Here is a 19,576-nt window from a genome sequence, read left to right as displayed (position 1 = left end):
GCGCAAAAGGAACAAGCTGCCGCACGACGGCAAAAGAAAAAAAGCCGTCGTACAGCAGCCTATCAACACGCCCATTTGAAACGGCGGCTTTGATTTTCAGAGCCGCCGTTTCTTTGCGATTGCACAAACCAATGACGACTTGCAGGGACACGGTAGCCGATTGGAGGTTAATTTACCGTGTCCCGTTTGCTTTTTCAAAGCTCACATGATCTACATCAGTTAAAAAAAAGCATTGCTCCTCCTCCGGGCAAGTATAATATTGTATCGGCATTATCGTTCTATGTAATTCGGTATAATAATGGCTGTTCTTGGCGCGCCAGTTTTCCCCCACGGAAATCTGGCGTTTTTTGTTGCCGTTTTTTCGGAGATGACCCGGTTGTCTGCCGGTGTCGGTCTCCACCTCCATTCGATTCACCCGTCAATCACCCGTGAATCGAAATGGAGGTACATAATGAAGAAAATTAACCTTCGGGAACTTTATCCTGATGTTTATACAACAGACTTTTTTGTAGATGTGACAGAGGAAGTAATGGAGACTATTCGAGCAGCTGAACGTGCGGAGGCTGCGTATGAGCGAAAGATGTATCGTTATAAAGCACAGTATTCTCTGGATTGCGAGAATGGCATTGAAAATGCGGTGTTGTTGAAGCCGCAGACACCGGAGATGGTTCTGGAGGAAAAACAGTTTCAGGAGCAGGTCTATGCCGCTGTGATGAAGCTGCCGGAGAAACAGGCAAAGAGGATTTATGCCCGATACTATCTGGGAATGACGGTAAATAAAATTGCCGAAGTAGAAGGTGTAGACCCAAGCCGTGTCCGAGACAGTATCCGCCGTGGATTAAAGCAGCTTGTAAAATATTTTTGATAAAATTTCATTTGATACGCCTGTTTTTTGCCTTTTTTGTCAGTGTTAATAAGAAGGACAAGTTTTCCTCCTTCATCAGTACATTGACAATCGAATAGACAGCACAACAGGTACATAACCCATGTACGAGCGAATATGAAACGCCGCGAAGATGGAGCAGTCAGGGAGGTGATGAAAGAACTGCTTCGGAGCGATCTACGATTTCATAAAACGGATTGTGGCAGATTCGGCGCGATGACTGCATGGGGGCTTAAAGATACTTCCTCACGGCCCGCCAAAGACTTGGGGGGAACCCTGCGGCGCACGAGTAAAACGACGCCGCGGAGTTATGACAACCGCGCCAGCGGAGACCTGTTATGTTCCCATCGTCAGGGTTGCGTGGCAAATGTGACGAGAATTGAGTCATATTGAAATAGGAAGCGACTGCTCTTTTGGGTGGCCGCTTTCTATTCAAAATCAGATACCATGCGCTGGCAGTTTCGGCTGCCAGCGTATTCATGTGATTTTGAAAGCACGATGATAACCTTGACAGATTGGAGGGAATATAGTCTATGGAAAAGCTCATTACACGAAAAGAAGCTGCTGAAATCTTAGGAATCAGCATAGCAACGCTGGATGCCGCCCGTAACAACGGCTTGATCTCTTATGTGCAGTATGTTCAGAATGGCTGTGTGTATTTTACTGCGGCAGGTCTCCAGGAGTATATCGCAAAATGCACGCACAGAGCAAAACCAGTTGAGAGAAGCGCAACTTACCGTAAACCTCGAAGCGGAAGATAGTGAGCCGGTCCGTATCCTTGATGGAATCAGAGAGGTCTGATAAAACAAAGGTACAGCGCTGGAGATTATTCTTAGGAGGTGGAGGAATTGGCAAATAGAAAAATAATACTTCCTCAATATGGCACAGTCATGAAAAGAGGTGTCCTATATTATAGGACCAGAATCAAAGACGCGAATGGTAAGCTCGTAGCTATCTACGCAAAAACACCTGAAGAACTATATAACAAAGAAACGCTTGCGTTGGAACAGATTGAGAATGCTACTTTTCATCGGAAAACGCCCACAGTTGCAGAGTATTGTGAAAAGTGGCTGCTGATGCAGTCGGTTCATGTACGAGCCACTACCTTGACGGATTACACCTCAAAGGTCAGGCGGCATATTATAGCGGAATTGGGAGATAAACGGATGGGAGAGGTTAGTCTGGATGATATTCAACTTGCCCTTGTTCCGGTTTCCAAGAAATCTGCATCGGTTTATAAATCTGTGGTGATCCTTTACAAGTCTATCTTTCGCGCAGCGATGGAAAGCAGGATCATTGACCATAACCCAACGATTTATCTGACAACAAAAGGTGGCGGTGTTCCTCAAGAGGAGCGTCAGGCTTTGACAGATGAACAGGTGGAGCGACTTTTGGATGCTATCCGAGATTTGCCGCCTTATGTCTTTGTCATGATTGGTTTGTATGCGGGTCTGCGCCGGGAAGAAATTCTTGCTCTGCAATGGGATTCAGTATATCTGGATACGGATACTCCATATCTGACGGTAAGGCGGGCATGGCATACAGAACACAACAGACCGGTGATTTCGGATGAATTGAAAACCAAGGCTGCGGAGAGAAATATCCCCCTTCCTGTTTGCTTGGCTGAGTGTTTGAAAGCAGCAAAGGAAACTTCGACTTCGGAGTACGTGGTTTCAAACCGGGATGGCGAACCGCTGTCCTACACGCAGTTTAAGCGACTTTGGCAGTATATTGTTACGAGGACGGTCAAGGAGCGGAGCTATTATCGGTATGAAGATGGAAAAAGAGTAAAGCATACTGTCACACCTGTCTTGGGAGAAAAGGCTGCTCATAACGGAAAAGTGGTTTACAGTCTGGACTTTGAAGTAACACCCCATCAGCTGCGGCATACTTACATTACCAATCTCATTCATGCATCGGTAGATCCCAAAACGGTTCAATACCTGGCAGGCCATGAAAGCAGCAAGATTACCATGGACATTTATGCAAAGGTTAAGTACAACAGACCAGATGAGCTGGTCAGATCAATGAACTGTGCGTTTGCAAGCTGGGATGCAGCACAGTAATAACAAATAGGAAATGAAGAAGGAGCGAGGCAAGGATGTCTCGCTCTTTGTTTTACCTCAGCCGTATCTTTGATTAAATCGGGGCTTTCTGATAAAAAGAGAGTGTAGATACGGAGACTACACATTATCAAGAAAGGACGATCAAAGATGGCAAAAAAGAAAACACAGATCCCGAAGTACGGGACCATTACATTGAAAGGAATCCAGTATTACAGAACCAGGATTACGGATGCAGATGGCAAAGAGTTGAGTTTGTATGCCGCAACTTGTGAAGAATTGTATGAGAAGCAGTTAGAGGCCCGGAAGCAGGTGGAAGAAATTATCTTTCACCGGCAGCATCCGACAGTAGCCGAGTATGGCGAGAAGTGGCTGCTGATGCAGTCGGCAAAGGTGTCTGCGTCTACACTCAGAGGTTATACGAGGGATATGACAAACTATATCATCAAACCTCTGGGAGAGATGTATATGGAAGAAGTGACTGCTGACGATATTCGGCTGGCGCTTGTTCCATTGTCAAAGAAATCGGAAGGCTTATACAATAAGGTCAATATGCTACTCAAGTGCATTTTTTATGCGGCAGAGAGAAATCAAATTCTTGAACACAATCCCTGTGCGGGAATATCCGGTAAAGGCGGAAAACCGACAAAAAAGAAGGAAGCATTGACAGATCAGCAGGTAGCCGTGCTTCTGGATACAGTCAAGGGACTTCCTCCATATTTGTTTATTATGCTCGGTTTGTATTCCGGTCTGCGTCGGGAAGAAATTCTTGCACTGCAATGGGATTGTGTATTTCTGGACGAGGATACACCTTATCTATCGGTGAGGCGGGCATGGCGTACAGAGCATAACAGACCCGTGATTTCTACGGTGCTAAAGACTCCGGCGGCAAAAAGGGATATTCCGATACCGAAGTGTTTGGTGGATTGTCTGAGAGAAACGAAAGAAAATTCCATATCAGATTATGTGATTGCTGACAGCAAAGGGGAGCCGCTGGCTGCTTCGCAGTTTCAAAGAGTGTGGCAGTATGTCGTTGTCCGCTCCACTAAGCCCCGGAACTATTATAAGTATGTGAATGGGCAGAGCATCAAATACACGGTTACCCCAACGCTGGGCATGACCCAGAAAAATCAACCCAAAATCAGATATACGCTGGACTTTGATGTAACCCCGCATCAGCTGCGGCACACTTACATTACCAATCTTCTCTATGCTGGTGTTGATCCAAAGACCGTCCAATACCTTGCCGGACACGAAAACAGCAAAACAACTATGGACATCTATGCAAAAGTGAAGTACAATAAACCAGAGGAGCTGTTTGGGGTAGTAAATGGTGCGTTTCAGCAGGCTATTGCTGAATGAAAAAAGACCGTTTTTTATGGTCCGCACACCGGATAACTGAGAGGCAGAAAGCCGGAAAAGCCCGGAGTATCAAGGGAAAACAGCTCAAAAACTCGCGCAGTACGGCCTCAAAGCCGCTCGTCGCGCACCGCAGTTCAGCAAGCGATAATCTACAGCTTAATAATGCTAAAAAAGCCGAATACGCCATTTTCCGGGCTTTTTCTATGCCTGAAATCGCCTGATTCCGATGGTGAAATTTGAGGAAATTTGACTTCAAATTAACCCATTTTGATGGGTTTACCATGGGTTTACGGCCTATTTTTGAGCCTAATGGGTGGGAAAATGGGTTTACAGAAGGCCATTTTGGAGGGGAAATTAGCCCCATATCCTTGACAGATTTTCGGCAAAAATCCGGCTGAAACGGAATGAAAAACAGTGTCAGGTTCGTTTGGCGAGTTCTGACGAATTCTGCAAAAATTTAATATCAGGTATCCTGTTACATAGAGCCTTGGCTCATTCTTTGAAAACGAGAATGGGTCGAGGCTCTATTTTTTTCGCCCGAAATCCGGCGAGACAAATTTGAGCAGGAGGTAACAGGTATGACGGATTTCAATCAGAAGACCCATGACACCGATGTGGGCAGTCATGGCGGACAGTCAAGGCAGATGATGGAGGTGTTTGAGAACCAGGAGTTTGGTTCGATCCGCGTGTTGCAAGAGGCGGGCAAGACCTTCTTCTGTGCAAGCGATGTGGCGAAAGCGTTGGGGTATGTGAATCCCTACGCCGCAGTGAAACGCCATTGCAGAGGCCCCCTAACGAAACGCGAGGGGGTCGTTCAGAAGGTGAATCAGTATGGAGATGCTGGAGAGCAGGTCGTTGAAATCTCCTTTATCACAGAAGGCGATGTTTACCGGCTGATCGTTCACAGCAAGCTGCCATCGGCAGAACGATTTGAACACTGGGTGTTTGATGAAGTTCTCCCGTCCATTCGCAAGCATGGTGTGTATATGAGCGATTCCATTTTGGATCAGGTGATTCAGCATCCGGAGGTCATCTACACACTGGCACAGGAGCTTGTAGCCGAGAGAGAGCAGCTTGAGGGTATCCGCAAACAGCTGGATGCGGCACAGCCCAAGGCAGACTACTTCGACACCTTTGTAAATTCGGAAGATTGCACCTGCATCCGGAATTTCTGTAAGGAAATCGGAATCCCAGAGAAGACGGCAGTAGCTCTCTTACTGGATCACCGCTATCTGTACCGCAGTCCAAGCGGCTGGCTGATGCCTTTTGCAGACAAATCTGCAAGGGGCTATTTTATTGTCCGGGATTGCTACGGCAGAAGTGGAAAACTGGTGCAGCAGACGAGAGTGACCTGCAAGGGAAAGAATCATCTCTTTAAGTTGTTTAAGAAATGGGGTGTGATCGAATGACGCTTTTTACAGAGGGACGCCTTCAGGCGTTTGAACGCATGATGCAGGATACCGGCAAATACCATCGACGGGAGGACAGCGAAGATCGTCCGCGCAAATGTCCGAAGAAAAAAACGGAGCCTGCGAAAAAGGATGGTGAGCACCATGCCGGTATTCAGGGTTGAGAAAAACAGCAATTACACAACGATGTGCAATTACCACCTGCGGGATCAGGGTCTCAGCCTGAAAGGAAAAGGACTTCTCTCCATGCTGCTTAGTTTACCGGACACATGGAACTATTCGGTACGGGGGTTATCTTCGATTACGCCGGATGGCGTAGATGGAGTGCTTACGGCTCTGAAGGAGCTGGAGCGTCTTGGGTATCTGGAAAGGAACCAGCAGCGTGAGAGTAACGGTCGGATGGGCAGAGCGGAGTATGTGATTTATGAGATGCCAAGGAAAAAGCCGTGTTCGGAATCACCGTGTACGGAAAAGCCGTATGCGGTAAATCCGGATACGGACACACCGGTTACGGAAAATCCCGCGCAATTAAGTACTAATAGAACAAGTACTAAAACAATCAATAAAAGAGAGAAGAAGGAAATCCAACACCGGTATGGCTCATACGAAAATGTCCTTCTTTCTGACACGGAATACGGCAAGCTCCGGCAGGAGTTCCCAGGAGATTATCAGATGCGAGTGGAACGGCTCTCTGAGTATATGGCTTCCACCGGCAGGAGCTACAAAAATCACCTTGCCACAATCCGGAGCTGGGCAAAGAGAGAAAAGCCGAAGTATAACCCGGCAGACTACACATTTGAGGAAGGAGACAGCCTATGAGCGACATGGTGCCTGAAGTATTGAATGCGGCGTTGGATTCGCTCTTTACGCCGAAAGAACCCGGAGAGCAGGAATACCAGGGCGTGGACGGACTGCTGTATTGCCGGAACTGTCATACTCCGGTGCAGTGCAGGGTAAAGCTCTGGGGCAGAGACAAGATTGTTCCCTGCCTTTGCAGATGCCAGCAGGAAGCGATGGCGGAAAAGAAACGCCAGGATGAACTGGTGGAGCGGCAGCGTAAAATCAGGCAGCTGAAAGCAACTGGGATTCAGGAAAAGCATCTTCTGGAATGGAATTTTGGCGTTGCAGAAGACAACAAGGACATCCAGATGGCAAAACGTTATGTGGAGCAGTGGAAAAAGGTCAAGGCTGAAAACCTTGGCCTTTTGTTATGGGGAGATGTCGGAACCGGAAAGTCCTTTGTGGCGGCATGTATAGCAAATGCGCTGCTGGATCAGGGCATTCCGGTTTTGATGACGAACTTCTCCAAAATCCTGAACCAGATGGGTGCCATGTATTCGGAAGAACGATACCGGTATATCGCTTCGTTTTCCAACTATTCTTTGCTGATTCTGGATGATCTGGGAATTGAGCGCAGCACCGAATATGCGCTGGAGCAGGTCTACGCTGTCATTGATGAGCGGTATAAGTCCGGGCTTCCGGTCATTATCACAACCAATCTGAAAATTGCAGAAATCCGCAATCCGCAGGATGTGGCATACGCCCGGATTTACAGCAGGATTCTGGAAATGTGTACGCCGGTGCGAATCAGCGGAGAGGACCGCAGAAAGAGCATTGGAAAAGAAAAACAGCAGGTCGTTAAGGAGGTACTTGATCTATGAAGTGCAAGGCAAAAAAGGCGTTTTTCGCAGGTAAGAATGACATCTATCACCGCTGGAAGGAGGTTAAGAAGCTGAATGGCAAAAGCAAAAACCAGTATTACAACAGAAAACCGCAGTGGCTCAGCTGCCGACGCTGCGGCTAAGGAGAAGCGGACGGAGATGCCGCTTTCTGACCTGCATCCTTTTGAAGGGCATCCCTTTAAGGTGCTGGATGACGAGCTGATGGAACAGACCGTAGAGAGCATCAAGCAGATCGGTGTGGTATCACCACTGATTGTCCGACCTGACCCGGAAGGCGGATTTGAAATTCTTTCAGGACACCGCAGACTTCATGCGGCGCAGCTGGCAGGTTTGGAGACTGTGCCGGTCATCGTCAAGGAAATGGACGATGATGCAGCAATCATCTTTATGGTGGACAGCAACTTGCAGCGGGAGAATATTCTTCCCAGCGAGAGAGCGTTTTCCTACAAGATGAAGTTGGAGGCGATGAAACATCAGGGTCAGAGAAAAGATTTGACTTCGGAGCAATTTGCACCGAAGTTGTCTACGGAGATTATTGGTGAAGCTGTTGGAATGAGTAAGGATACGGTTAAACGCTATATCCGCCTTACCAACCTGATTCCTGAAATTTTGGATATGGTGGATGAGAAGAAAATCGCCTTTAATCCGGCGGTGGAGTTGTCTTACCTGAAACCGTCTGAACAGAAGGAATTTCTGGAGGCAATGGACTATGCACAGGCATCTCCATCCCTGTCGCAGGCACAGCGGCTGAAGAAGCTCTCACAGGAGGGCGGCTGCACGTTGGATGCCATGTGTGAAGTGATGAATGAAATCAAAAAGGATGAGCTTGACCATGTGACGATTAAAAACGAGGTTCTTCGGAAGTATTTCCCGAAATCCTATACGCCGAAGCAGATGCAGGACACGATTATCCGGCTGCTGGAAAAATGGCAGCGAAGTAAACAACGAGATATGGAACGATGAGAAGGAGATTTTTATGATGATGAACTTTAAGAAGAATCAGAACAACGCAGTGTGCAGCATGGATTGCAAGAACTGCCCGCACGGTGCATCGCAGCCCAATCCGATGGATGATCCCATGTTTGAGAAGTCCATTGCGATGCTTCATAACTGGCTGATGCTGGAGGCAATCCGTGAAGATCACCCGAAGGAGCGCATTGTGATGGTGATCCTGCCGGGGGCTGGCGGCGAACTCCTGACCGAGGATGGCAGTCGAGACATCTTTGAGGATGTTTACGATGAGATGGAGGCTGATCTGGTGGCAGATGGGGAACTGCTTCTCCATTATGATAAGAGCGATGTGATCGAGACTGACAGAACCCGCTATCTGTTGGGAGCTGCGGAGGTTTCGGAAATCGACCAGAACGGCAACGAATGCAGCATCAATCTGTTTACGCTGGAACGCACCATCGACTATGTGAACGAGAACCTGACGGTGGTTTCCATTGGCGGCGAGTTGGTTCCGGCACTGCGCCTGATCTAAGGAGGTGCCTATGAAGAAATTTGATGTGGAGATTACAGAGACTCTCCAGAGAAAGGTTTCCGTGGAAGCTGCCTCACAGGAAGATGCGGAACGCATGGTGACGCAGGCGTGGAACAATCAGGACTATGTTCTGGATTCCGGCGATTTCACCGGTGTGGATTTCAAGACCGTGGGAGAACATGAATTGGCAGAGACCAGGACAATGGATGTGCTGCTGGTACAGCCCAATGCCTATCCGAAGAAAATCAGTGTTGGCACGGAGCTGGAAGATTTGCAGGCCATGGTCGGCGGCGATATTGAAGTCACCTATCCATTTGAGGATGAAGTGGCCATTATTCTGAATGAATCCGGCAAAATCAATGGTCTGCCGCTGAACCGTGCGATTTACACCGAAGACGGGGATATGCAGGACATTTATGCCGGTGATTTTCTGGTGGTAGGGCTGACAGAGGATGACTTTGGTTCTCTGACTTCGGAGCAGATGCAGAAATTTGAGGAGCAGTTCCATCAGCCCCAGATGTTCGTTCGTATGGGGCGCAGCATCATGGCGATTCCGGTTCCGGATGACATGGTGAAGAAGATGGAGGAAAAGGCTGCAAAGCCCCAAGAAAAGAGTAAACCGGCACCGGACCGGGACAGTTTGTAAGGAAGGAGGCGGAGATTCATGCAGGAAGAAGTTGAAAATCGTACCGTCAATCTGGCAATCAGTACCACGAAACTGACATTTCGCACTATCGTGAATGGCTATAATGCGTGGAAACGGCACCATCAGGCAAAGGCGGCTCAGAAATCAGCGCAGATGCCGCTTGGAAAGCAGAGCATCAAAGAACTGATCGGTCAGAATCAGGGAGTCAGCAGTATCCCCATTGAGAAAACGGATTTGAAAGGCTTTGAACAGGTGGCGCGGAAATACGGTGTGGATTATGCCATTACGAAAGACCAAAATGTGATTCCACCCAAGTACACGGTGTTCTTTAAGGCGAAGGATGCGGATGCACTGACTTCCGCTTTTGAGGAATTCACCAACCGCAAGCTGAAAGCAAAGGAAAAACCGAGTGTTCTGGAGCAGCTTAACAAGCTCAAAGAACTGGTGGCTGCAATTCTGCCGGATAAGGTTCGTCACAAAAGTCAGGAGCGTGATCTATGAGTAATAAGACCAAGAAGCTGCTGATCCTGAACCTGCCGTACTTCATTGCCGGTCTTGTATGTACCAATCTGGGAGAAGCGTGGAGAATTGCCGAGGGCGCAGACATGTCTGAAAAGCTCCTCGGCTTTCTTTCTGCCCTGGGTGCAGCATTTTCCAACCCGATGCCAAGTCTGCATCCGCTGGATTTGCTGATTGGTGTGTGCTGCGGAGCGGGTCTGCGGCTTGCTGTGTATCTGAAAGGCAAAAATGCCAAGAAATATCGTCATGGTATGGAGTATGGCTCTGCCCGGTGGGGTACGCAGAAAGACATCGAACCGTTTGAAGATCCAGTGTTTGCAAACAATGTGATTCTGACCCGGACGGAGCGGCTGATGATGGGCAATCGCCCGAAGAATCCGGCAAATGCCAGAAACAAAAATGTGCTTGTGGTCGGCGGTTCCGGCAGCGGTAAGACGAGATTTTGGCTTAAACCCAACCTTTTACAATGTCACAGTTCCTACGTGGTCACTGACCCGAAAGGTGATATCGTAATCGACTGCGGCCAAGCCCTTTTGAAGAACGGATACAGTATCCGGATTTTCAATACTATCAATTTCAGAAAGTCGATGCATTATAATCCCTTCGCGTATATTCACAGCGAAAAGGATATTTTGAAGCTGACCACAACCCTCATTGCCAACACTAAAGGGGACGGCAAGGCCGGTGACGAATTCTGGACGAAGGCAGAGACCTTGCTGTATTGTGCTTTGATTGGTTATATCCATTATGAGGCACCGCTGGAAGAGCAGAACTTTGCAACGCTGATTGAATTTCTGAACGCGATGGAAGTGCGCGAGGATGATGAAACCTTTCAGAATCCAGTGGATCAGATGTTTGAAGCTCTGAAAAAGAAAAACCGAACCACTTTGCTGTCCGCCAATATGCCAAGTTCAAGCTGGCGGCGGGCAAGACCTTAAAGTCGATTCTGGTGAGCTGCGGTGCACGTCTGGCTCCCTTCGATATTGAGGAAGTCCGCGATATCACCATGTACGATGAGCTGTCGCTGGATACGGTGGGAGATAAGAAAACGGCTCTGTTCCTCATTATGAGCGATACAGACCCGACTTTTAATTTCCTGATTTCGATGATCTATACACAGCTGTTTAACCTGCTGTGCGAGAAAGCGGATGATATTTACGGGGGCAGATTGCCGGTGCATGTGCGCTGCCTGATTGATGAGTGTGCGAACATTGGTCAGATTCCAAATCTGGAAAAGCTGGTAGCCACCATCCGATCAAGAGAAATCTCGGCATGTCTGGTACTTCAGGCACAGAGCCAGTTGAAGGCAATCTACAAGGACAATGCCGATACCATCATCGGCAATATGGATTCTCGTATTTTCCTTGGCGGTTCGGAGCCGACTACGCTGAAAGAGCTGAATCAGGCATTGGGAAAAGAAACGATTGATCTGTACAACACTTCCGATACCAGAGGCAACAGCCCATCTTACGGCACCAATTACCAAAAGGTTGGGCATGACCTGGCTTCGGTGGATGAACTGGCTGTGCTGGATGGCGGAAAGTGCATTTTGCAGCTGCGCGGTGTCAGACCGTTCAAGTCAGATAAATACGATCTGACCCAGCATCCGAACTACAAGCTCACTGCCGGTGCTGATAAGAAAAACACGTTCAGCATCGAGACGTTTCTCGATCATCGGCTGAAGCTCAAGCCCGGTGATAAGTACGAAGTAGTTGATGCAGATCATGCCAAATAAGTTTGTTCCGGTGACGAAGATGTCATGGGTACGCTGCTGGTAACAGAATAAGATAAGGGGCGGCGAGCTGCCGCCTCTTTACATAGCCAGGTTTCTGATTGGGATTGGAGACCTGGCTATATGTTTGCCCATTTGCAGGTGCACATGCAGATGGAAAATCACTATTCATTAGCCCGCAAGGGCGCATCGTACAAGGAGGTACACATTTATGGCATTTTTCAACAGCGCAGTAACCGTTCTTCAGACTCTTGTCATCGCACTGGGTGCCGGTCTCGGCATCTGGGGAGCCATCAACCTGCTGGAGGGCTACGGCAACGACAACCCCGGTGCCAAATCCCAGGGTATGAAACAGCTGATGGCTGGCGGCGGCGTGGCACTGATCGGTACGACTCTGGTGCCGCTGCTTTCCGGTCTGTTCGGTTAAGCAAAAGCTGTCGGAGCGAAGATTCCGGCCGGGCGGCGAAAGCTGCCTGTTACATAGTCAGGTGCAGGCAATCTCCGCAGCTGGCTATTTTCTGCGCTCTCTGGCAGGTGCACATGTTGGAAGTATGGCGCAGAACCGCAGTTTAGAATCGCACCGGCGGATAGGCCGGACAAGTTACAGGAGGACAAATCTATGGCGTTTCTTACTACAACTGCATCGGCACTGTCTCTTTTCTCTCAGCTGTTCATGCTTCTGTCCCGGATGGCGAAGCTGTTCGGCGTGTTTGCGTAAGGAAGGAGGCGGCTCATGCAGAGTATCCTTGAACAGATCACAGATTGGCTCAAGAGCATGATCATCAGCGGTATCATGGGAAATCTTTCAGGGATGTTCGATTCGGTCAACCAGCAGGTTGGACAGATCGCAGGCGATGTGGGAACCACACCGGCGAACTTTTCACCTGCTGTTTTTTCTATGATCCGCAACATCTCGGAATCCGTGATCCTGCCCATTGCCGGAATGGTGCTGACTTTCATCGCCTGTTATGAGCTGATCCAGATGCTCATTGAGCATAACAATCTGGCAAATTTCGAGACATGGACATTTTTCAAATGGGTCTTTAAGACCTTTCTGGCAGTGACCCTGATCTCGAACACATTCAATATCACGATGGCTGTCTTTGATGTGGCGCAGCAAGTGATCTCCCGAAGCGGCGGGCTGATTTCCGGCAGTACGTCCGTCAGCGATGCGACCCTGACAGCAATGCAGGCCACGCTGGAAGGCATGGACTTAGGACCGCTGCTGGGACTGTATTTGCAGACCTTTGTGGTTCAGGTCACGATGCTGGCGTTGTCGGCTATCATCTTTGTCATCGTGTATGGCCGAATGGTGGAAATATATCTCATGGTGAGCCTTGCGCCGATTCCGTTCGCAACCTTTGGAAACCATGAGCAGAGCCATACCGGTCAAAACTATCTGCGCTCCCTGTTTGCACTGGGATTCCAGGGCTTTCTTATCATGATCTGTGTAGGCATCTATGCAGTTCTGATTCAGAACCTGTCCTTTTCGGATAACATCATCAGCAGCATTTGGGGCGTTTTGGGCTATACGGTTTTGCTGGCATTTACGCTGTTTAAGACGGGAAGCCTCGCGAAATCCGTGTTTGCAGCGCACTAAGAGAGGAGGAATGATTCATGGCATCTTATATTTCTGTGCCGCGAGACCTTTCAAAGGTCAAGACCAAGGTCTTTATGAACCTGACCAAACGGCAGATTCTCTGCTTCGGAGCCGGTGCGCTGATTGGCGTTCCGGTTTTCTTTTTGCTCAAATCCAGCGGAAATCTGAGCCTTGCTGCACTTGGCATGATGGCAGTGATGCTGCCGCTCTTCTTTCTTGCCATGTACGAGAAAGACGGTCAGCCGCTGGAAGTGGTGGCAAAGCATTTCTATGAGGCGAAGTTCAAGAGGCCGAAAACGCGGCCTTACAAAACGAAAAATTACTATGCACTGCTGGTTCAGCAGGCAGACGTGGAAATGGAGGTAAATCGCATTGTTCAAAATTCTCGAAAAGCTGACAGCGAAGAATAAAAAGCAGGATGACATCCGAATGCCGTCTCATCTGTCAGCCGCAGAGCAAAAACAGGTGCAGACGGTGATTGATCGTGCAAGGGGTGACCGCACGGTTCCGCATTCGGCACAGGAGAGCATTCCTTTTCAGCGGATGTTCCCGGACGGTATTTGCCGTGTGACGGACAATTACTACACCAAAACCATTCAGTTTCAGGACATCAATTACCAGCTGGCGCAGCAGGAAGATCAGACGGCTATCTTTGAGGAATGGTGCAGCTTCCTGAACTTCTTTGATTCCAGCATCCGCTTTGAGCTTTCTTTTATGAATATGGCTACGGATGCCTCGAATTTTGAGAAGATGGTGCGCATCCCGTACCAGAAGGATCATTTTAATCCGGTACGCACAGAGTACAGCACCATGCTCCGCCGTCAACTTGCCCAGGGCAACAACGGCCTGACCAAGACGAAGTACCTGACGTTTGGCATTGAGGCGGAATCCATGAAGCAGGCAAAGCCGAGGCTCATTCACATCGAGATCGACCTGATGAACAACTTCAAACGCTTGGGTGTCCGGGCAAAATTGCTTAACGGCAAGGAACGGCTTCATTTGATGCACGATATGTTCCACATGGGTGACCATGACCGATTCAATTTCGATTGGAAGTGGCTGCCGGAGAGCGGGCTGTCGGTAAAGGACTTTATTGCACCGACCGGTTTTGCCTTTCCGAAGAACCGTGTTTTTCAGATGGGTGGGATGTATGGTTCCATGTCCTATCTCCAGATTACGGCTTCCGACCTGTCGGATCAGCTGCTGAAGGACTTTCTGGATATGGAATCCAGCCAGATTGTAACCATGCACATTCAGTCGGTAGACCAGAACAAAGCAATCAAGTCTATTAAGCACACCATCACGGAGCTGGATCGTTCCAAGATTGAGGAACAGAAGAAAGCTGTACGTTCCGGATACGATATGGACATCATTCCGTCCGATTTGGCAACTTACGGTAAGGACGCAAAGGCACTGCTGAAGGAATTGCAGAGCCAGAATGAGCGTATGTTCCTGCTGACCTTTCTGGTGATGAACACCGGCGAAACGGAGCAGGAGCTGGAAACCAATGTGTTTCAGGCTTCCAGCATTGCACAAAAGTACAACTGCAACCTGCGCCGTCTGGACTTCCAGCAGGAGCAGGGGCTGATGAGCTGCCTGCCGCTGGCACAGAACCTGATTGAGATTCAGCGCAGCATGACTACCAGCAGCACGGCAATTTTCGTGCCGTTTACCACCCAGGAACTGTTTCAGACCGGGAAAGAGGCTCTGTACTATGGGCTGAATGCTTTGTCCAACAACCTGATTATGGTTGACCGGAAAAAGCTCAAAAACCCCAACGGGCTGATTCTGGGTACCCCCGGTTCCGGTAAATCCTTCTCTGCCAAGAGAGAAATCGCCAATGCGTTCCTGGTGACGGATGACGATGTAATCGTGTGCGATCCCGAAGCTGAGTACACAGCACTGGTGCAGAAATTTGAGGGGCAGGTCATTAAAATCAGCCCTTCCAGCACGCAGTATATCAACCCAATGGACATCAATGCGAACTATTCGGAAGAGGATAATCCGATTGCCCTGAAAGCAGATTTCATCCTGTCCCTGTGTGAGCTGATCGTGGGCGGAAAAGAAGGCTTGCAGCCGGTAGAAAAGACGGTCATCGACCGCTGTGTTCATCAGATTTACCAGACCTATTTTGAACACCCGGTGCCGGAGAACATGCCCGTTTTGCAGGATTTGTACGAAGCTCTGCTCCGGCAGGATGAAAAGGAGGCACACCATGTGGCAACGGCACTGGAAATCTATGTAACCGGTTCTCTGAACCTGTTCAACCACCGCACCAACGTAGATATCAATAACCGGCTGGTCTGCTATGACATCAAGGAGCTGGGCAAGCAGCTGAAAAAGATCGGGATGCTGGTGGTGCAGGATCAGGTCTGGGGGCGTGTGACCGCCAACCGTAATGCCGGTAAAGCCACCCGCTACTATATGGACGAGTTCCATCTGCTTTTGAAAGAAGAGCAGACAGCGGCCTACAGCGTGGAAATCTGGAAGCGATTCCGTAAATGGGGCGGTATTCCCACCGGCATCACCCAGAATGTGAAAGACCTGCTTTCTTCCCGCGAAGTGACGAACATTTTTGAAAACAGCGACTTCATTTATATGCTGAATCAAGCAGCCGGTGATCGTCAGATTCTGGCGGATCAGCTGAATATCAGCCCACATCAGCTGTCCTATGTGACCCACTCCGGTGAAGGCGAAGGACTGCTGTTCTACGGAAATGTGATTTTGCCGTTCGTTGATCGTTTCCCGACCGATCTGGAACTGTACCGGATTATGACGACAAAATTAACCGAAGTGCAGGAAGCGAAGGAGGCGTAAGCGATGGCTGGCAAGAAAAATCCGAATCTCGGAGACAAGCTGCGGCAGGAGCGCGAGGGTGCGGAGAACACCCTTCGCGATTCCAGAAGCAAAACCGCAGATAGCAGTACGGGAGACGGCGGCAAGAAAAAAGCGGAACACCGAAGGCAGATTCGTCACGAGGCCGATCTTGCTAAGATGCGCAGTAAGAAGCTGAAATCAGATCAGGAAGTAAAAGCGAAAAAGAATGCAGCAGCTTCCGGGAAAAAAGGCGGAAAGCCAAAGAAGCCGGGAAATCTTGCGGCAGATGCACTTTCAGCCAAGGCACATCAGAGTGTGCGCAATGCCGACCAGGATAATAATTCTGGTGTGGAGGCAGCGCATTTTACCGAAGGCTCAGCGGAAGGTGCAGCCCGTGCTGGTTCCCGGTTCCAATATGGTCGAAAGCTGCGGCAGTACAAAAAGCTGGAGCGGTTGGAGAAAAAGGGAAATAAAGATGCCGTAGATTCCATCTTTGCGGAACGCATGAAGTCTGATCCGCAGGCTGGTTCCAATCTCTTTTCCCGATGGCGGCAGAAGCAGGCCATCAAAAAAGAGTATGCCGCTGCGAAGGCAGGTGCGGCCGCTGCGGAGAACACAGCATCTGGCACAGCCAAAGCTGCACAGGGTACTGTCAGTATAACGGAAAAGGCATTTCAGTTTGTGCAGAGCCACTCGCATATCATCATCGGTATCGCAGCCGTGGGACTGCTTGTTTTGGTGATTGCCGGGTCGGTTTCGTCATGCTCCGTCTTGATCAATGGCGGCGGCAATGTGGTGCTGGGGACTTCCTACACGGCAGAAGATGAAGATTTGAAAGGCGTGGAGACGGATTATACCAGGCTGGAAGATAAACTTCGCAAACAAATCGACCGCATTGAAACCGACCATCCGGGCTATGACGAGTATCGCTACAATCTGGCAGAGATTGGTCACAATCCCTATGAGCTTGCATCTCTGCTGACCGTAGAATTTGAAAACTATACGAGAAGCCAGGTGCAGGCGCGGCTCCAGAGTATTTTTGAAGCGCAGTATGAGCTGAAGTTGGAGGAAAAGGTGGAAATCCGGACAAGGAAGGAAACCCGTGTGGGCTATCGCTACAATCCAATCACCGGAACCGGACACACCTACACCTATCAGGTGACGGTACAGTATGAGTATAAAATCCTCAATGTAACACGGCTCAATCGGGGCGTTGACTATGTTGCAAGAAATTCCGGCTTTACAGATGACCAGCTGCAACGATACGAAGTCACACTGGAGTGCCGGGGCAATCGAGATGACCTGTTTGCAGGCATAGCCTTTGCAACGCCGGATGGCGCGGGTTCCAGCGGAGAATACCAGGATTACGACATTCCGGGCGAAGCTCTGACGGATGAAAAATTCCGGAAGATGATTACCGAAGCAGAGAAATATCTCGGTTATCCCTATGTTTGGGGCGGCAGCTCGCCGAGTACCAGTTTTGACTGCTCCGGTTTTGTAAGCTGGGTCATCAACCACTGCGGCAATGGCTGGAATGTAGGCAGGCAGACGGCCAACGGTCTGATGGGAAAATGCGACATTATCCCGAAGAGTGAGGCAAAGCCCGGAGACCTGATCTTCTTCCAGAAAACCTACAACACCAGTGGCGCATCCCATGTGGGCATTTATGTCGGCAACGGGATGATGATCCACTGTGGCTCACCAATTTCCTATGCTTCCATTGAGACGAGCTACTGGCGGCAGCACTACTACTGCATGGGAAGAATTCGATAAAAATAGGGCGTTTATTCGCCCGGAAAGGATACGATATGAGCTTGAAACTGGAAAAGATTGCTGCGGAGCGCGAGAAAGCCCGCAGGAAACGCGATGAATGGGAGGAGCGCAGAAAGGAATGGGACAGAAAGTACCACGAGCAGGAAAACAGCGAAATCTGTGAAATGGTACATGCCCAGAGCCTGACCCCGGAACAGCTGGCAGTCATCATTCAGCTGGCGCAGGCTGCGGTTCCCAACCCGGAGAACCTGAAACTGGATGAGAAAGAAACGGAGGATATGGAATGAAAAAGATGATGGCAATGCTGCTTGCCAGCGTGATGGCGGCAGGAACCTTTACGACCACTGCATTTGCCTATACGGGCGATGATGTGCAGAAGAACACGCCTGTCAGTACCGCTGCACAGGAGACGGATGCAGCAGAAAGCACAAATGCGGGGAAAACGGACAATACCGACAGCATCGAAATCGACCCGGACATGCAGGTTCTGCCGGATGGCTATGAGGTCTCTACGGATGCGGATGGGAACCTGATCGTTACGGTGGGCGGCAAAGAATACAATATCGGCAGCGAAAAGTCCCAAAAGCAGACTGGTACGGTGGTGCCGGGGATCACCAGTCTGCATTTTCGTTCCGGTCCCGGCATGGATCAGGAGATTATCGGATATCTGCATTCCGGCGATACGGTGGAGATTGTCGAAAAATGCGGTGACTGGTATAAGGTAAACTTCAACGGCAAAACCGGGTATGCACATGGAAAGTACCTGAATGTCACGGATTCTGCAAAAGACAGCAGCATGTTCAGTGAAGATGCGCTGAAGCTGTTTCTGGATCTGATGCAGAGTGGAATGTCATACGAGGATGAGACGAAATCCAGTGCAGCTTTGACTCCGGAAGGAAATATGACGCTGGTGGACGATATCGGTGAGGAAGAAGATAAATCCAGCCAGCAGTTCATTACGCTGGTGACAAAGGCGGGCAACACCTTTTATCTGATCATCGACCGCGATAAAGACGGCAACCAGAATGTGCATTTCCTGAACATGGTGGACGAGGCCGATCTGCTTGCGCTGATGGATGAAGAGGAAGCTGCCAAGTATCGGGAGAAGGAGCCGGAAGTCACGGAACCTGCGGAAACCGAAAAGCCGCAGGAGACGGAACCGGCACCGGAAGAGCAGAAAACAGAGAGCGAGCAGAAGAAATCGTCTCCGCTTCCGATGATTATGCTGCTTCTGTTTGTGATCGGTGCAGCCGGTGTCGGCGGTTATCTCTATATCAAGATGAAGGGCGTAAAGCCTGCGTCCAAGAAAAATCAGCCGGACCCGGATGCGGATTATCACGATGAGGATGAAGATACGCTCCAGCTGCCGGAGGATGATGGTGACGAGGACGAAGAAGTGGATGTCAACGAGGATTATGAAGCGGAATCGGACGATGAACCTGTCTGATTAACGCAGCGTTGACCGGTGGGGCGGCTGAAAAGCCGTCCCCTTTACATAGCCAAATGGTTGGTGGGTGAACTGTTTTGAGCTATGAAGCTATGGACTCTGTAGGCGATATCTGATAAAATAGAAAGTAAGAACAGCTCAACAACTCGGAATTTTACCA

General features: G+C 49.4%; 21 protein-coding genes and 1 pseudogene. 21 read left to right on the top strand and 1 reads right to left on the bottom strand.

The window, feature by feature from the left end; all coding sequences use genetic code 11:
* Window positions 1-172: 172 nt before the first annotated feature.
* Complete coding sequence (locus ROSEINA2194_RS00795) at window positions 173-406, bottom strand: hypothetical protein (RefSeq protein WP_044926718.1); 234 nt, start codon at window positions 404-406, stop codon at window positions 173-175.
* 45 nt (window positions 407-451) lie between these two features.
* On the opposite strand from ROSEINA2194_RS00795, the gene ROSEINA2194_RS00790 reads away from it, so the two are divergent.
* The 21 genes and pseudogenes from ROSEINA2194_RS00790 (at window position 452) to ROSEINA2194_RS00690 (ending at window position 19,416) form a co-directional block, all read left to right on the top strand.
* Entirely contained in the window at window positions 452-865 is a 414-nt protein-coding gene (locus ROSEINA2194_RS00790; protein ID WP_015516006.1) for a sigma-70 family RNA polymerase sigma factor, read from the top strand.
* A 551-nt stretch (window positions 866-1,416) separates the two neighbouring features.
* Window positions 1,417-1,644, top strand: a complete 228-nt coding sequence (locus ROSEINA2194_RS00785) for a helix-turn-helix domain-containing protein (protein WP_007882178.1) — start codon at window positions 1,417-1,419, stop codon at window positions 1,642-1,644.
* 87 nt (window positions 1,645-1,731) lie between these two features.
* The gene (locus ROSEINA2194_RS00780; RefSeq protein WP_044926716.1) at window positions 1,732-2,949 is read left to right on the top strand and encodes a tyrosine-type recombinase/integrase; all 1,218 of its coding nucleotides are present in this window, start codon (window positions 1,732-1,734) and stop codon (window positions 2,947-2,949) included.
* Window positions 2,950-3,096: 147 nt separating this feature from the next.
* Window positions 3,097-4,308, top strand: coding sequence for a tyrosine-type recombinase/integrase (locus ROSEINA2194_RS00775; protein WP_007882176.1), 1,212 nt, complete (start codon window positions 3,097-3,099; stop codon window positions 4,306-4,308).
* Window positions 4,305-4,529: a hypothetical protein gene (locus ROSEINA2194_RS20780; protein ID WP_007882174.1), complete on the top strand. Its 225-nt coding sequence runs from the start codon at window positions 4,305-4,307 to the stop codon at window positions 4,527-4,529. The genes ROSEINA2194_RS00775 and ROSEINA2194_RS20780 overlap by 4 nt, the downstream gene beginning before the upstream one ends.
* 357 nt (window positions 4,530-4,886) lie before the next feature.
* Window positions 4,887-5,717: a phage antirepressor Ant gene (locus ROSEINA2194_RS00765; protein WP_002576413.1), complete on the top strand. Its 831-nt coding sequence runs from the start codon at window positions 4,887-4,889 to the stop codon at window positions 5,715-5,717.
* Window positions 5,714-5,881, top strand: a complete 168-nt coding sequence (locus ROSEINA2194_RS20775; RefSeq protein ID WP_002576412.1) for a hypothetical protein — start codon at window positions 5,714-5,716, stop codon at window positions 5,879-5,881. Before ROSEINA2194_RS00765 ends, ROSEINA2194_RS20775 begins: the two co-directional genes overlap by 4 nt.
* Window positions 5,862-6,536 carry a helix-turn-helix domain-containing protein gene (locus ROSEINA2194_RS00760; RefSeq protein WP_005929992.1) on the top strand — a complete coding sequence of 225 codons (675 nt, stop codon included), beginning with the start codon at window positions 5,862-5,864 and terminating at the stop codon, window positions 6,534-6,536. Before ROSEINA2194_RS20775 ends, ROSEINA2194_RS00760 begins: the two co-directional genes overlap by 20 nt.
* A complete protein-coding gene (locus ROSEINA2194_RS00755; RefSeq protein ID WP_005929990.1) occupies window positions 6,533-7,378 on the top strand; it encodes an ATP-binding protein in 846 nt (281 codons plus the stop codon). The genes ROSEINA2194_RS00760 and ROSEINA2194_RS00755 overlap by 4 nt, the downstream gene beginning before the upstream one ends.
* 75 nt (window positions 7,379-7,453) lie before the next feature.
* Window positions 7,454-8,362, top strand: coding sequence for a ParB/RepB/Spo0J family partition protein (locus ROSEINA2194_RS00750; protein WP_005929988.1), 909 nt, complete (start codon window positions 7,454-7,456; stop codon window positions 8,360-8,362).
* A 13-nt stretch (window positions 8,363-8,375) separates the two neighbouring features.
* Window positions 8,376-8,882: a hypothetical protein gene (locus ROSEINA2194_RS00745; protein WP_005929984.1), complete on the top strand. Its 507-nt coding sequence runs from the start codon at window positions 8,376-8,378 to the stop codon at window positions 8,880-8,882.
* 10 nt (window positions 8,883-8,892) lie between these two features.
* On the top strand, window positions 8,893-9,528 hold the full coding sequence (locus ROSEINA2194_RS00740) for a DUF3846 domain-containing protein (RefSeq protein WP_002576407.1): 636 nt from the start codon (window positions 8,893-8,895) through the stop codon (window positions 9,526-9,528).
* Window positions 9,529-9,546: 18 nt separating this feature from the next.
* Window positions 9,547-10,029 (top strand): PcfB family protein, encoded by a 483-nt coding sequence (locus ROSEINA2194_RS00735; protein WP_005929980.1) that lies wholly within the window; start codon window positions 9,547-9,549, stop codon window positions 10,027-10,029.
* Window positions 10,026-11,782: pseudogene (locus ROSEINA2194_RS19990) on the top strand (VirD4-like conjugal transfer protein, CD1115 family). Before ROSEINA2194_RS00735 ends, ROSEINA2194_RS19990 begins: the two are co-directional and overlap by 4 nt.
* Window positions 11,783-11,990: 208 nt before the next feature.
* Window positions 11,991-12,206 carry a Maff2 family mobile element protein gene (locus ROSEINA2194_RS00720; protein WP_002576404.1) on the top strand — a complete coding sequence of 72 codons (216 nt, stop codon included), beginning with the start codon at window positions 11,991-11,993 and terminating at the stop codon, window positions 12,204-12,206.
* Window positions 12,207-12,512: 306 nt separating this feature from the next.
* The gene (locus ROSEINA2194_RS00715; protein WP_005929916.1) at window positions 12,513-13,379 is read left to right on the top strand and encodes a VirB6/TrbL-like conjugal transfer protein, CD1112 family; all 867 of its coding nucleotides are present in this window, start codon (window positions 12,513-12,515) and stop codon (window positions 13,377-13,379) included.
* A 17-nt stretch (window positions 13,380-13,396) separates the two neighbouring features.
* Complete coding sequence (locus tag ROSEINA2194_RS00710) at window positions 13,397-13,789, top strand: PrgI family protein (protein ID WP_002576402.1); 393 nt, start codon at window positions 13,397-13,399, stop codon at window positions 13,787-13,789.
* 19 nt (window positions 13,790-13,808) lie between these two features.
* Window positions 13,809-16,196: a VirB4-like conjugal transfer ATPase, CD1110 family gene (locus tag ROSEINA2194_RS00705; protein ID WP_005929911.1), complete on the top strand. Its 2,388-nt coding sequence runs from the start codon at window positions 13,809-13,811 to the stop codon at window positions 16,194-16,196.
* A 3-nt stretch (window positions 16,197-16,199) separates the two neighbouring features.
* On the top strand, window positions 16,200-17,969 hold the full coding sequence (locus ROSEINA2194_RS00700) for a CD1108 family mobile element protein (RefSeq protein ID WP_005929907.1): 1,770 nt from the start codon (window positions 16,200-16,202) through the stop codon (window positions 17,967-17,969).
* A 35-nt stretch (window positions 17,970-18,004) separates the two neighbouring features.
* On the top strand, window positions 18,005-18,256 hold the full coding sequence (locus ROSEINA2194_RS00695; RefSeq protein WP_005929904.1) for a DUF4315 family protein: 252 nt from the start codon (window positions 18,005-18,007) through the stop codon (window positions 18,254-18,256).
* The gene (locus tag ROSEINA2194_RS00690; protein ID WP_005929902.1) at window positions 18,253-19,416 is read left to right on the top strand and encodes a CD1107 family mobile element protein; all 1,164 of its coding nucleotides are present in this window, start codon (window positions 18,253-18,255) and stop codon (window positions 19,414-19,416) included. The genes ROSEINA2194_RS00695 and ROSEINA2194_RS00690 overlap by 4 nt, the downstream gene beginning before the upstream one ends.
* Window positions 19,417-19,576 lie beyond the last annotated feature (160 nt).

It is taken from the genome of Roseburia inulinivorans DSM 16841, assembly GCF_000174195.1.
Classification (GTDB): Bacteria; Bacillota; Clostridia; order Lachnospirales; family Lachnospiraceae; genus Roseburia; species Roseburia inulinivorans.
This window is presented reverse-complemented; position numbering and strand designations above follow the sequence as displayed.